The organism is Lysinibacillus sp. CTST325, from assembly GCF_054665055.1.
This window is the reverse complement of record NZ_BAAFHO010000002.1, coordinates 164,611-178,137: the sequence shown is the minus strand read 5'-3', so window position 1 is coordinate 178,137 and position 13,527 is coordinate 164,611. Positions and strand designations below refer to the sequence as shown.

Genomic DNA, 13,527 nt, shown 5'->3' with positions numbered 1-13,527 from the left:
ACTTTATGTTAAGAGAAAGGGGTAGTGTTCATATGGAAAAAGAAATAATTAGTTCAAGACAATTTATGATCATTACCCTTCTCTTTTCAATTGGGACAGCCATTTTAATCCTTCCTGCTAGTGTAACAATCGAAGCAAAGCAAGATGCATGGATTGCAGCGATCATTGGTGTCGTTTTAAGTTTACCCGTAATAAAGCTTTTCGTTACTGTAGGAAAACAGACACCTACCCTTACATTTGTAGAGGCTAATGAAAAGATACTAGGTCGTTTTTTCGGAAAATTTACTTCGATTGGCTTTATTCTTATAGCCCTTCTTTCTGCAGGTGAATTATTATATTTCATTGGAATTTTCATGAAAACGGAAATTATGCCAGAAACACCTACGATGGCCTTTGCATTTCTGTTCAGTATTATCATTATTTATGCTGCATTTCTCGGAATTGAAGTTTTTGCTCGTTCTGCAGAAATACTATTTCCTATATTTATGTTAATTTTTATTTTCTTTGTAATTTGTATTTCACCATCCATCAAGATTGAAAATTTACAGCCAATAATGGAAACGCCAAAAAAATCAATATTCTTTAGTATGATTCTATTTATAAGTCTTTTTTCATTCCCACTTGCTATGTTATTAACGATTTTCCCTTCCGCAGTTAACGTCCAAAAATCTGCACAAAAAGGTTTTTACATTGGTGCAATTATTGGAGGGATTGTCTTAGTTACTATCATTACACTGTCTATCCTTGTCCTAGGTCCGGCAAATACAGCTTCTAGGACATTTCCAAGCTATTCATTAGCTCAAAGAATTTCAATCGGGGATTTTTTGCAGCGTATTGAAGTTATCATGGCAACCATGTGGATTATATCAATTTTTATTAGAACTTTTATGTACTTTTACGCTGCGGTCATCGGCATCGCACAAATATGTAAAATTAAAAATCATCGACCGCTCATTTTTCCACTCGGAATGATTATCCTTGGACTTTCACAAATTATTCATCCTAATATCATTCATTCAGATATTTACAATAGAGAAATATGGCCTATATTTTCCTTCGTTTTCATGGTTTTTTTACCATTAGTTTTATTAATTGTCGCGAAGATTCGCAAAATTAACGGTAATCAAGGAAATAATACTTGCAGTACACAGAATGAAAGTGGTAGTAATAACGGTAATTCTACTCAAGGTGCAGGTAGCGATAATAACGATAATTCTTCACAGAGTAATAGTAGTAGCAATGGCGGAAATGCTACACAAGGTGAAAGTAGTAATAATAACGGTAATTCTATTCAAAGTAATAGTACCAGCACTGGCAGTAATACTATACAAAATGAAAGTAATAGTAATAACGATAATTCTACTCAAAGTAATTGTAGCAGCACTGGCGGTAGTACTACACAAAACGAAAGTAATAGTAATAACGTTAATTCTACTCAAATTGATAGTAGCAGTAATAACGTTAATTGCACTCAAATTGATAGTAGTAGCAATAGTGAAAATCCTTCACCTAGTAAAAGTGATAGCGCTTCAAGCAATACTACACAGAATGATAGCGATACCGGTAATAATCCAAACGGGGATAAAAATAAAGATTCTCCAGAAAGTTAAACAGCATAGTGAACTCCTATGCTGATAAGTGTTGCATCTCAACGAGAAGAAGTCCTCTTCCCTGCCATAGTCGAGGCACTCATCATTGAGTTAACCTTTGAGGTGTTAAGAGAAGCAGGTCTTCGAATGCCAAGAACCATTGGACTAGCCGTGTCCATCAAACGAAAACGATTGTTATTTTTTAAATTTTTTTATTGATCGGCGCCGCATTAAATATGGGGTCTCATTAAGGGTCAAAATTCCAAGCCCACTAGACTTGCTTACTTTTATTTTTTCACCAATTAAAGATTTCATTGTCTCCCTGACAAAATAATAAGGAACTTTATGTTAAGAGAAAAGGGGTAGCGTTCATATGGAAAAAGAAATAATTAGTTCAAGACAATTTATGATCATTACCCTTCTCTCTTCAATTGGGACTGCTATTTTAATTAGCCCTGCTAGTGTAACAAGTGAAGCAAAACAAGATGCCTGGATTGCAGCGATCATTAGTGTCGTTTTAAGTTTACTCTTAATAAAGCTTTTCGTTACTGTAGGAAAACGGACACCTACCCTTACATTTGTAGAGGCTAATGAAAAGATATTAGGTCGCTTTTTCGGAAAAATAACTTCGATTGGCTTTATTATTCTATCCTTTCTTTCTGCCGGTGAATTATTATATTTCATTGGCATTTTCATGAAAACATCAGTTATGCCTGAAACACCTACGATGGCCTTTGCTTTTCTGTTCAGCATTATCATTATTTATGCAGCATTTCTAGGAATTGAAGTTTTTGCCCGTTCTGCAGAAATACTATTCCCAATGTTTATTATAATTTTTATTTTTTTTGTAGTTTGTATTTCACCATCTGTCCATATGGAAAATCTACAGCCAATAATGGAAGTACCAGCAAAATCATTATTCTTTAGTATTATTCGATTAATGGGTATTTTTTCATTCCCACTTGTCATATTATTAATGATTTTTCCTTCTACTGTTAACGTCCATAAATCCGCACAAAAAGGTTTTTACATTGGCACAATTCTTGGAGGGATTGTCTTAATTGCTATCATCACACTGGCTATCCTTGTCCTAGGTCCGGCAAATACTGCTTCTAGGACATTTCCTAGCTATTCATTAGCCCAAAGAATTTCAATCGGGAATTTTTTGCAGCGTATTGAAGTTATTATGGCAGCCATGTGGATAATATCAATTTATATTAAAACTTTTATGTTTTTTTACGCTGGGGTCATCGGCATCTCACAAATATGTAAAATTAAAAATCATCGACCGCTCATTTTTCCATTCGGAATGATTATCCTTGGACTTTCACAAATTGTTCATCCTAATATCATTCATTCAGATATTTACAATAGAGAAACCTGGCCTATTTTTTCCTTTATTTTCGCAATCTTATTACCATTAGTTTTATTACTTGTCGCGAAACTTCGCAAAATTAACGGTAATCCAGGAAGTAATACTTGTAGTACACAGAATGAAAGCGGTAGTAATAACGGAAATGCTACACAAGGTGCAGGTAGCAATAATAACGATACTTCTACTCAGAGTGATAGTAGCAGTAATACCGGAAATGCTACTCAAAGTACAAGTAGTAGTAATAACAATAATTCTACTCAAACTAATAGTAGTATCAATGCCGGAAATACTTCTCAAAATGCAAGTAATAATAACGGAAATTGTACTCAAAATGTAAGTAGCGACAATACCGGAAATTCTTCTCAAAGTACAAGTAGTAGTAATAACGATAATTCTACTCAAAGTGATAGTAATAGCGATGCCAGAAATTCTTCTCAAAATACGAGTAAAAGTAATTACGATAATTCTTCTCAAAATGTAAGTAGCGACAATACCGGAAATGCTACTCAAAGTACAAGTAATAGTAATAACGATAATTCTTCTCAAAATGTAAGTAGCGACAATACCGGAAATGCTACTCAAAGTACTAGTAATAGTAATAACGATAATTCTTCTCAAAATGTAAGTAGCGACAATACCGGAAATGCTACTCAAAGTACAAGTAATAGTAATAACGATAATTCTTCTCAAATTGATAGTAATAGCAATTCTTCTCAAAATGCAAGTAGTAGCAACACCGGTAATGCTACTCAAAATGAAAGTACTAGTAATAACGATAATTCTTCTCAAATTGATAGTAGTAGCAATACTACACAAAATGATAGCGATACCGGCAATACTCCAAACAGTGATAAAAATAACAATTCATCAGAAAATTAACAGCTTAAATGCGAAAAAAATGACGACCCTGTAATAACAAGGTCATCATTTTTATTTGAGATATTAAATATGATATTCAATTTCATCAACAAAATCCCATTCGTATGGTGTTTCTTGGTAAACATAGTAGTTCAACCAATTCGAGAATAATAAATGTGTATGGGCACGCCATGAATTAATCGGTTCATTTGCTGGATTATCTTGTGGGAAGTAATTCACAGGGACATCAATATCTAATCCTTTCGCAACATCACGACTATACTCATCAGCTAAAGTCGTTGCATCATATTCGAGATGACCCGTAATCATAATGTTTTTATTATCCTTAGATTGCACAATAAAAACACCAGCATCTTCAGAATACGATAGTAATCGTAAATCAGGATGGCTAAGTACTTCATCAATTGATACGGATGTATAACGTGAATGTGGTGCCGTAAATAAATCACTAAAGCCACGAACTAAATCCACTGTTAAATCCGTAATGACATGAGAATACACACCTGAGCATTTAGCAGGAAGCCCAATTTTACCGATACCGTAATGATGGTATAACGCCGCCTGTGCACCCCAACATATATGTAAAACAGATGTTACGTTTGTCTTGGACCAATCCATAATTTCTGAAATTTCCTGCCAGTAGTTCACTTCTTCAAATTCCATTTTTTCTACTGGTGCACCCGTAATAATCATGCCGTCATAGCGGCGATGACGAATTTGATTGAAGGTCGTGTAAAATAACTGTAAATGTGATTTACTGACATTTTTCGATTCATGTGTAGCAGTATTTAAAAATGTAATATTTACTTGTAAAGGTGTATTCCCCAATAAACGAAGTAATTGCAGTTCTGTTTTTTCTTTTTCTGGCATTAAGTTAAAAATTAATATATTTAACGGACGAATTTGTTGAGTTTTTGCTCTATCTTCTTCCATGACGAAGATTTTTTCCTCACGTAAATGTTCTCCAGCTGGTAAGTTTTTCGGAATATTAATTGGCATCTTGCATTCCCCTCTCTTTTATTTCTCTCTGTTAAAATCAATTAATCAATGCACGGGCCCTGCGCAAAGTTCATTATGTCAAACGATAAAATTAAAAAATCCCCCACATTCCATATGAGATAGAATGAGAAGGATTTTTCCACGTTCACTCTTATCTCTCAAAGGACAAATCCTTTGCTGGAATTAGCACCTTTCTAACTCTCGTTAGAGGTTGCTGAAGTGTCATCGGGCCAAATCCCTCAACTTCTCATGATAAGATTATTTAATTAAAAAGAATTGTAACATGAACAATTAAGAATATCAATAATACATAGAATATTTTGTTATTAATCATGCATGTCATTATGTAATTTGTTTAACACTAATCTTGAATGTTTACATTCATTATTTGATGGTAAACATGCTGTACTTATGTTAACATATACCTTTAGTAACAGAGAGGAACGTGAATAGTTTGATTAAAATTGAATTTCCAAAACCAGATTTAGTAATTCGCCAACGCGAACAAGATTTAAAGCCTGGAGATGTGCCAATCACACCATACCATGGTTTTATCGACTTCCATAAAATCACTCGTGAAAACGGTGGTATTTTCTTATTCTACAATGAACAGAACGAACTATTATTTGTAGGTAAAGCACGTAAAATTCGTCAACGTATTAAAAAGCATTTTGAGGACAATGTGTCACCAATGAAAAATCATCGTGATGAAATTTTCAAAATTGAAGTGTATGAAGTGGAAGATCCAATGGAACGTGAAATTTACGAAACGTACGCGATCAATTCATTCCGCGCTAAATACAATGTTGATAAAGTATTTTATTAATATGTAACGAAAAAAGAATCTGCTCGCCTTCTGTAATGTACATGACGGCTTGCAGATTCTTTTTCAATACTTTCATTCTAAGAAAAATGCTTTACGTTCTTTAGTAATCCATTCCTCAAGCTCCGTATCATCGCGCTTTAAAAGGCGGTTAACAAGCACGTCATGCCATACATAATCCTCTAATAAATAGATATGAACAGGATCATTGGTAATAAAAGCCGTTTCCTGATTTGAAGGAGAGTGACCATAAATCATTTGCTTGCCATCTACCGATAAAATAAACCAATGAGGTGTAGACGCATTCCTCGTATAGCGAGTGATACGGTGTTGGTCAACGGAAGCTAAATGGTCCTCCACATACAAGGTAATTCCATGAACAGGGATATGCTTCGCTACCTCATGTATATCTTCCCGCAATTCTTCATACATATCTTCCCACATGGATAATAAGACTTTTTTCTCCGCTTTTTTTAATAAAGACTGACAATAATTGACGATTGCCTCTTTTCCTTTTAACGTGACAACCTTATGCTCCGCTTCCTGCTCATTTACCTCCAACTTTTCTAATCGATCACTAATCGACGAGAAGTTAGATTGCCAGCGTTGCTGAATTTGTTGTAAAAACACAGCGACAGGTATGGAAGAGTATGTCGTTTGATCTGCCGTTTCTTCTTTCAGTACTAACCCTTTTTCAACAAGTACATCAAGTATGTCGTATATTCTTGCACGAGGGATACCGGAGTTTTTACTTACTTGATAAGCACTAACATGACTATTTTGGACGAGTGCAGTATAGGCCTTTGCTTCATATTCTGTGAATCCCAGTTCTTTTAATTGGGCGATTAATTCAACCATTCGATCCCTCCGTTTCCTTTATTATAAGTTAAGGCTATGATGATAAGCCAACAAAAAAATTAGTCTTTACAGCCTCGTGAAATTTAGTTACTATTTCAGTAGTAACTATCTAAAGAGGTGTAAACATGCTATTTGAAGTAGATTTAAATGTAGTCATATTATTAATATCTTTTGGATTTTTAGCCGCCTTTGTGGATGCGGTCGTTGGCGGTGGTGGCTTAATCGCATTACCTGCCCTTATGTTTGCTGGTTTAAATCCAGCAGCAGCCGTAGCAACTAATAAACTTGCCGGCACCATGGGTTCTTTGACATCAACCATTTCTTTTTATCGTTCTGGTCAGCTAGAAATTCGGTCAGTTATCAAATACTTTCCCCTAGCCTTTATAGGATCACTTTTTGGGGCTTGGACTGTCCATTTAATCAATCCTGAATTACTAAAACCACTCATGCTTATAATGCTTGCTGCTGTTGCTGTCTATACAATCTTTAAAAAAGATTGGGGTTCAGTAGCTGCAGTCAAAAATTTAAAGTTTACGCACTTAGTCCTATTCATGCTGTTGTTATTTACCATTGGGTTTTATGATGGGTTTCTTGGTCCAGGAACTGGCTCATTTTTAATCTTTAGCTTTTTATTAGTCGGCTTCGATTTCTTAAAGGCAGCAGGAAATGCGAAATTTTTAAACTTAGCAAGTAATTTTGCCGGACTTTTAATGTTCGCCTACTTAGGTCAGATTCATTATGCTTATGGTTTACTCATGGGTATCGCTCAAATTGCTGGTGCAATGGTAGGCTCACGTATGGCAATTAAAAAAGGGAGCGGCTTTGTTCGCGTATTATTTATTATCGTAACGATTACTTTGTTAACTAAAAATGCTTATGATTACATAAAAAACGCCGTAGATATCTAGTTCTACGGCGTCTTTGCTTGTCGACAAAACTTTGGCTTCTATTCCTTTATTTTGGAGAGGCTATTCGTCATTTCAGAGGTTTCATCCACGATTTTTTGGGGTTCAATCCACGATTTCGGACGTTCTATTCATCATTTCGGAGGGGCTTTCCGTCGTTTCAGTGATTCTTTCCTTCACTTCGAAGGTTTCATCCGTCGCTTCAGCGATTCCTTCCGTCGCTCCGGAGGGTCTTTCCTTCACTTCAAGTTCTATCCGTCGTTTCAGTGATTCTTTCCGTCACTTTGGAGGTTTCATCCGTCGCTTCAGTGATTCTTTCCGTCGCTCCGGAGGGTCCTTCCGTCGCTTCAAGTTCTATCCGTCGTTTCAGTGTTTCTTCCCGTCACTTCGAAGGTTTCATCCGTCGCTTCGGAGGTTCTTTCCTTCACTTCAAGTTCTATCCGTCGCTCCGGAGGGTCCTTCCGTCGCTTCAGTGATTCTTTCCGTCGCTTCAAGTTCTATCCGTCGTTTCAGTGGTTCTATCCGTCGTTTCAGTGGTTCTTTCCGTCACTTCGAAGGTTTCATCCGTCGCTTCAGCGATTCCTTCCGTCGCTCCGGAGGGTCTATCCGTCACTTCAAGTTCTATCCGTCGTTTCAGTGATTCTTTCCGTCACTTTGGAGGTTTTATCCGTCGCTTCAGTGATTCTTTCCGTCGCTCCGGAGGGTCCTTCCGTCGCTTCAAGTTCTATCCGTCGTTTCAGTGGTTCTTTCCTTCACTTCGAAGGTTTCATCCGTCGCTTCAGCGATTCCTTCCGTCGCTCCGGAGGGTCTATCCGTCACTTTGGAGGCTTTATCCATCAATCCAGAGGCACTATCCACGATTTTGATGATTCTATCCGCGATTTCGAACGTTCTATCCACGATTTTGGACAGTCTATCCGTTGCTTCTTGTCTAAATAATAAAGAGGCTGGGACATAACCAAATGGTTCCTTCATAAAGCCGAATAATCTCTAAATTAACAAAACACGATAAATAGAAAAACCGAAATATTCCGAAACACTTCATGAGAGTTTCATTGGATAGTTCGGTATTTTTGTTGGCTGAAACACATTTGTCCCAGCCTCTTTATAAATTAAATAAACAACTTTCCATCTTTAAATTTATGACTAGTTAATATGCTAACAATAATAAATATCAATAAGGAAGCGGCAATTGGAATTGTCACAGTATGCATCCCAAAGACTGAAGGATAAAAACGATCAATGATGATATAAAGGATCATACCCGAAATCATTGACGCAATCGCACCATACTTATTGGCTTTTTTCCAATATAGTCCTAATACGACGGTCCAAATAAAGACTGCTTCCAGTCCACCAAAAGCAAATAAATTAAGCCATACTAATAAATCTGGTGGATTTAGCGCAAAGATGATAACGGCTAAACCGATCACTGCCGTAACAAGAAAGCTTGCACGCTTAATTTCAGTATCATTCGCTGTTGGTTTTATATAATTTAAGTAAATATCTTTCACTACTGTTGAGCTTACAAGCATAAGTAGCGCGTTGACTGTAGACATTGTTGCTGCCATTGGAGCTGCTAAAACAATGCCAGCTAAAAATGGTGGTAAAACCTTTAATGTTAGCAGTGGCATAACTTTATCACCAATTTCAATACCCGGTATCACTGGTCGTGCTAAAACACCGATTAGATGCATGCCAAACATAATTGTCCCAATGGCAATAGTGCCAATGATAATGGCTAAATGCATGCTTTTTGAATCTTTATAGCTCATAGCGCGAACTGCGATTTGTGGAAGTCCCACAACTCCAACACCAATCAAAATCCAAAATGTAGATACGTATAATGGCGTTAACTCACCTTCTGCTCCAAATGGAGACACAAGATTCGGATTCTCAGCGACAAGTGAGGCCATAATATTATCGATTCCTCCACCGGCGATGATTGTCCCAATTAATAAAATAATGGTTCCGATAACCATAATGGAACCTTGTACCGTATCCGTTAGTGCAACAGCACGGAAGCCCCCTATAATAACATACACTAATACCGAAATTGCAAAAATAAAGAGTGCAGTTGTGTAGTTTAAGCCTGTTAATGATTCAATTAAACGAGCACCACCTACCCATTGGGCCATCATTGCTGAAAATAAAAAGATGATAATACTAATGGCTGATAGGATGACAATCGCATGACTTTTATAGCGTTCTCGTAAAAAGTCTATTAACGTGATGGCTTGATAACGTCTTGCGATAATAGCAAATTTTTTCCCTAAAATCATTAAAACAAAATAACCTGCAGGAAGCTGAGCCATCGCCAGTAATACCCAGCCAAGCCCTTTCGTGTATGCTACGCCTGGACCACCAATAAAGCTACTTGCACTTCCGTACGTAGCAATCATTGTCATAGCAAGGATGAAGCCTCCCATTTCACGACCACCGAGGAAGTATTCCTGTAAAAATGAATCGGAAGAGCGTATATGCTTATTTGACCAGATACCAATACCAAAAATGATGACTAAAAATAATAGCAGTGGAAAAATAACTTGCCAATGCATTATTGATCCACCTCCTCATCGTCAAATGGTACCTCTTTGAAAAAGAGTTTCATGACGATCCAGATTAACATAATCATAAAGCCTGTCCCTGCAATACAGCTATAGAAAAACCATGCAGGGAAACCTAATACATACGTATAGCTTGTTGGATCACCAGAGCCTAGTCCATAGGCAAAGCCAAACCAAATCGCAAAGTTAACGATAACAAGCCCGATACCGATAAGCGCCTCTCGATGCGCAATTTTAAAGCGTTGATCTTTCAAAATATAGTCCCCCTAACCCACTCTATTTTACTGATATGTTCGTATTATGGGAACCTTTGTGAAAAAATAAATATCAATTCGTACAACTATTTTTAAAAATAACGATAAACAGAGATTTCCATTTATTTCGTGTTTGACATTAGTCTCTCATTCACAGTCTTTATTCAATGGTATTTAATAGCTCTACATCTAAATTTTCGCTATCATCCCAGCTGTGATATATCTCTAAATGCCATTTGTTTTTAAGTCTTTCATATTTATTATCTTTAATGAAGGATTTTCAACATGTATCGCTTGAACAGCTAGTTCCAACGCTTTAATTCTTCTTTCTAAAAGTGTTTTTTGAGGACTACCAGCCTTTGACTTAACATATACGTTCTCAATCGATGGGAATAAACCAGTAAGAACATTGCGAGCATCTGCTAATTCTGCCTGGCTGTAATAATGGGGGCTTTGATTCCAAACGTTTTCTAGCACGGCTAATCCAATGCAAACAGCTTTGAGTCGTTTCTTTACTAAAGTAGTATTTGCGCCTTTCTGAGTCATCTGGGACAGGGCGTTTTCGAGTTTACTGATTGTCGATTGTAAAGATTTTATTGATTCCGATTTTTCTACATTTGATACGTTATCCATATTAGTACTGCCCTTTCTTCGTTTCCAAATTATGTTCCTTGATACTTGATAAAATCGATAAGAATCTGATTTTACTCGCAATATTTTAACATACATACAAAGTGAATTCTTAACAATTTGGTCCAATTGAATCGCCCCTTTTATCTGTTTGTCCTCATCTTTAAGGGATATTAGTCCATACTTGATTGAGGATGATTGAAAGAAGTTGCTTTGAATATTAAGGAAGCCTTTCATTTATAGAAGGAAAAAAACGCCTGGATATCCGAGGGCACTGAAAAACTTACGTTTTCATAAAAGCGAACCTTTTTCAGATAAAAATAAGGCACTTCTTATTCAACTTTGAACAGGAAGTGCCTTATTTCTGTCTCTATTCCTTATTCATTTTCGTTTAGTAGCGTTAATATCCGTTTTAAATTGACAGCGAATATCCTTGTAGCACCTTGAATTTCCATGCCAAATAGACCCGCAGTCGATGCCGTATCGTACCCGTGTCCGTTTTTTAATTCACTATTCTTCGCTTCTACTTTGTAGCGATTTGCGGCTAATTGCTTAAATGCTTCCGTATTTTGAAATGCCTCTTGTTCGGCATGTGAATCCGACTTTTAATAATAAGTACTTAAGAGGAATGGCATTACGTCCATTGTCTACACAATATTTTGTTTTTAACTCTTCTAAAATGAATGAAAAATCAACAAGTTCATCGATTTGGCGAAGTATATTATCTTTTGGCACAACAATATCGTAGATCGCCATATATGGACTTACATGAAGGGTTTCTTGATTTGAAATCATCGGAGGCATCACCTGCACATTAATTCTTTAATTATAAAGGAAAGCGTGACTAAAATAATAGTGTGATACATTGCGTTGTTTGGAGAAGCATCGCTCGACTCCTGCGGGAAAGCGAGACAGACGAGACCCCGCACGAAGCGAAGCGAAGGAGGAGGCTCGGCGCTCGCCCGCGGAAAGCGAGCGGAATGCTTGGGAAAACAACAGTAGAGTTACAGTGCCAAATGAAAAAAGAGGGGTATTCAACGATTTAATCGTTGAATACCTCGCAATGTGAGAAGATATAGACTTTTTCAGTGCCCTCGTATATCCAAGCGTTTTTTCTTCGTTATCTGTAGCGAGAGCGAAGCGGCAGCTATCACTATGCCAGGTCGAAAATGCTTAATTCGCGGCTTTCGCATACATTTGTAATGCTTTTTTATCGATCTTTCCGACACTTGTTTTTGGCAATTCATCGATGAACATAATCTTTTTTGGAATTTTGTAGCGACCTAGATGCTTGCTACAGATTTCTTTGATTTCTTCTAATATAGTAGCTTGCTTTTCCTGACAAACGATAACGGCTGCCACGATTTCTCCCCAATAATCATCCGCCAATCCAATCACCGCAACCTCTTCCACTAGCTGATGGCGTAAAATACATTGCTCTATTTCCTGGGGATAGACATTTTCACCACCAGAAATAATCATCTCTTTACTGCGACCAACAATATAAAAGTCACCATCCTCATCCACCATTGCTAAATCGCCGGTTTTTAACCACCCATCTTGAATGATTTTTTCAGTCTCCTGCTGATTATTCCAGTAAAAGCGAAACATATGCTTTCCTCTAACCAATAGCTCTCCCACTTCATTTGACGCACAGCTTTCTCCTGCACTATTGATAATTTTAGCTTCATTGAATTGCATGCTCTTCCCCACGGCACCTTTTTTCAAATAGGCAGCCTCCCGAGAAATATAAAAATTATTGGGCCCCGCTTCTGTTAAGCCATAGCCCTCTTTAAAAAATAGCCCCTTCTTAAAAAACGCATCATATATTGGATACGGGCATGGGGCCCCCCCTGATAAAAATACTTTCATGGAAGGAAAGCTACTGTTCTTAAAGTAATCCGTCGCAATCATCGCTTGGTACATGGTTGGCACAAAAAGCGAAATCGTCGTCTTATACTGATTAATCGCCTGAAGAGCGTTTTCTGCATCAAACTTATCACCAATTACCACTGTACCGCCAACCATTAGCAGCGGTATACATAAGGCATTCAAACCTCCAGTATGAAACAACGGCATATAATTTAACGTACAATCGTTATCACTCAAGCCCCAACTAATTATTGTATTAATAGCATTCCAATTCACAGAATTAAAGGATAGAACAACACCCTTTGGCTTGCCTGTTGTGCCCCCTGTATAAATCATTAACCAAGGATCATTAAGGTCTACTGCTCGAATGCTGAGAACAGCTTCTTCACTAGCTAAACGGAGAGAATGCATGTTTTCAAATGATAAAGGGCAATTCATTTCTTCATCGTATAGCAATAACGAAGGCGTAGCATCCGTCAAAATATCAGTTAATTCCTTCGTACTCATACGCCAATTCAATGGCACGTAGATAAGACCTCTTAATCCGCAGGCGAATAAGACAGCAAAAAGCTGAATATGATTTTTCGCAAATACGGCTACACGACTGCCTGCCTGCAAGTTTTGGCGCTCAAAAAAATGACTCCATTTTGTGATTTCCTCTGTTAATTGCTGATAAGTCCACTGTTCCTTAGTTTCCAGGTTCACCAATGCTAGACGTTGAGGTGTTAGAGTTGCACGTTTTAAAATCCAGGATTGCTCTACAAACATCTTGAAAG

12 protein-coding genes, 3 pseudogenes and 1 riboswitch are annotated in these 13,527 nt (G+C 37.1%); of the genes and pseudogenes, 7 read left to right on the top strand and 8 right to left on the bottom strand.

Annotated elements, in window-relative coordinates; translation table 11 throughout:
• The first annotated feature begins 32 nt into the window (after positions 1–32).
• The 3 genes and pseudogenes from ACYQ73_RS06315 to ACYQ73_RS06305 all read left to right on the top strand — a co-directional run bounded on the left by ACYQ73_RS06315 (position 33) and on the right by ACYQ73_RS06305 (position 3,843).
• The gene (locus ACYQ73_RS06315) at positions 33–1,610 is read left to right on the top strand and encodes a GerAB/ArcD/ProY family transporter (RefSeq protein WP_460011687.1); all 1,578 of its coding nucleotides are present in this window, start codon (positions 33–35) and stop codon (positions 1,608–1,610) included.
• 12 nt (positions 1,611–1,622) lie between these two features.
• A pseudogene (locus ACYQ73_RS06310) lies at positions 1,623–1,769 on the top strand (spore germination protein); the annotation flags it as partial.
• 193 nt (positions 1,770–1,962) lie between these two features.
• Positions 1,963–3,843 (top strand): GerAB/ArcD/ProY family transporter, encoded by a 1,881-nt coding sequence (locus ACYQ73_RS06305; protein WP_460011686.1) that lies wholly within the window; start codon positions 1,963–1,965, stop codon positions 3,841–3,843.
• A gap of 63 nt (positions 3,844–3,906) precedes the next feature.
• Here ACYQ73_RS06305 and metA read toward each other — a convergent pair whose 3' ends face one another.
• Positions 3,907–4,842 carry a homoserine O-acetyltransferase MetA gene (metA, locus tag ACYQ73_RS06300; RefSeq protein ID WP_460011685.1) on the bottom strand — a complete coding sequence of 312 codons (936 nt, stop codon included), beginning with the start codon at positions 4,840–4,842 and terminating at the stop codon, positions 3,907–3,909.
• A 148-nt stretch (positions 4,843–4,990) separates the two neighbouring features.
• A riboswitch (SAM riboswitch) is annotated at positions 4,991–5,101 on the bottom strand.
• 195 nt (positions 5,102–5,296) lie between these two features.
• Here metA and ACYQ73_RS06295 point away from each other — a divergent pair.
• Entirely contained in the window at positions 5,297–5,668 is a 372-nt protein-coding gene (locus tag ACYQ73_RS06295) for a nucleotide excision repair endonuclease (protein ID WP_460011684.1), read from the top strand.
• A gap of 72 nt (positions 5,669–5,740) precedes the next feature.
• On the opposite strand, the gene ACYQ73_RS06290 is transcribed toward ACYQ73_RS06295, so the two are convergent.
• On the bottom strand, positions 5,741–6,523 hold the full coding sequence (locus tag ACYQ73_RS06290) for a TrmB family transcriptional regulator (RefSeq protein WP_460011683.1): 783 nt from the start codon (positions 6,521–6,523) through the stop codon (positions 5,741–5,743).
• Positions 6,524–6,648: 125 nt separating this feature from the next.
• Between ACYQ73_RS06290 and ACYQ73_RS06285 the strand changes: the two genes are divergently transcribed.
• The 3 genes from ACYQ73_RS06285 to ACYQ73_RS06275 are packed head-to-tail and all read left to right on the top strand — an operon-like array spanning position 6,649 to position 8,367.
• The gene (locus tag ACYQ73_RS06285) at positions 6,649–7,431 is read left to right on the top strand and encodes a TSUP family transporter (protein ID WP_460011682.1); all 783 of its coding nucleotides are present in this window, start codon (positions 6,649–6,651) and stop codon (positions 7,429–7,431) included.
• 31 nt (positions 7,432–7,462) lie between these two features.
• Positions 7,463–8,068 carry a hypothetical protein gene (locus ACYQ73_RS06280; RefSeq protein WP_460011681.1) on the top strand — a complete coding sequence of 202 codons (606 nt, stop codon included), beginning with the start codon at positions 7,463–7,465 and terminating at the stop codon, positions 8,066–8,068.
• Positions 8,065–8,367, top strand: coding sequence for a hypothetical protein (locus ACYQ73_RS06275; RefSeq protein ID WP_460011680.1), 303 nt, complete (start codon positions 8,065–8,067; stop codon positions 8,365–8,367). The genes ACYQ73_RS06280 and ACYQ73_RS06275 overlap by 4 nt, the downstream gene beginning before the upstream one ends.
• 173 nt (positions 8,368–8,540) lie before the next feature.
• Here ACYQ73_RS06275 and panF read toward each other — a convergent pair whose 3' ends face one another.
• The 6 genes and pseudogenes from panF to ACYQ73_RS06245 form a co-directional block, all read right to left on the bottom strand.
• Positions 8,541–9,986, bottom strand: a complete 1,446-nt coding sequence (gene panF, locus ACYQ73_RS06270) for a sodium/pantothenate symporter (protein ID WP_460011679.1) — start codon at positions 9,984–9,986, stop codon at positions 8,541–8,543.
• Positions 9,986–10,249, bottom strand: a complete 264-nt coding sequence (locus ACYQ73_RS06265; RefSeq protein WP_460011678.1) for a YhdT family protein — start codon at positions 10,247–10,249, stop codon at positions 9,986–9,988. Before ACYQ73_RS06265 ends, panF begins: the two co-directional genes overlap by 1 nt.
• A 225-nt stretch (positions 10,250–10,474) precedes the next feature.
• Positions 10,475–10,882: a hypothetical protein gene (locus tag ACYQ73_RS06260; RefSeq protein ID WP_460012307.1), complete on the bottom strand. Its 408-nt coding sequence runs from the start codon at positions 10,880–10,882 to the stop codon at positions 10,475–10,477.
• Positions 10,883–11,256: 374 nt separating this feature from the next.
• Positions 11,257–11,484, bottom strand: a pseudogene (locus ACYQ73_RS06255) (transposase); the annotation flags it as partial.
• Positions 11,483–11,674 (bottom strand): annotated as a pseudogene (locus tag ACYQ73_RS06250) (IS5/IS1182 family transposase); the annotation flags it as partial. The pseudogenes ACYQ73_RS06250 and ACYQ73_RS06255, both read right to left, overlap by 2 nt.
• 378 nt (positions 11,675–12,052) lie before the next feature.
• Positions 12,053–13,519, bottom strand: a complete 1,467-nt coding sequence (locus tag ACYQ73_RS06245) for a class I adenylate-forming enzyme family protein (RefSeq protein ID WP_460011677.1) — start codon at positions 13,517–13,519, stop codon at positions 12,053–12,055.
• Positions 13,520–13,527: the final 8 nt, after the last annotated feature.

What these genes read in the sequence shown, in the direction of transcription:
- ACYQ73_RS06315 (WP_460011687.1), top strand. Translation starts at nt 33, where the DNA reads ATGGAAAAAGAAATAATTAGTTCAAGACAATTTATGATCATTACCCTT.
- ACYQ73_RS06305 (WP_460011686.1), top strand. Translation starts at nt 1,963, where the DNA reads ATGGAAAAAGAAATAATTAGTTCAAGACAATTTATGATCATTACCCTT.
- metA (WP_460011685.1), bottom strand. Translation starts at nt 4,842, where the DNA reads ATGCCAATTAATATTCCGAAAAACTTACCAGCTGGAGAACATTTACGT.
- ACYQ73_RS06290 (WP_460011683.1), bottom strand. Translation starts at nt 6,523, where the DNA reads ATGGTTGAATTAATCGCCCAATTAAAAGAACTGGGATTCACAGAATAT.
- ACYQ73_RS06285 (WP_460011682.1), top strand. Translation starts at nt 6,649, where the DNA reads ATGCTATTTGAAGTAGATTTAAATGTAGTCATATTATTAATATCTTTT.
- panF (WP_460011679.1), bottom strand. Translation starts at nt 9,986, where the DNA reads ATGCATTGGCAAGTTATTTTTCCACTGCTATTATTTTTAGTCATCATT.
- ACYQ73_RS06260 (WP_460012307.1), bottom strand. Translation starts at nt 10,882, where the DNA reads ATGGATAACGTATCAAATGTAGAAAAATCGGAATCAATAAAATCTTTA.
- ACYQ73_RS06245 (WP_460011677.1), bottom strand. Translation starts at nt 13,519, where the DNA reads ATGTTTGTAGAGCAATCCTGGATTTTAAAACGTGCAACTCTAACACCT.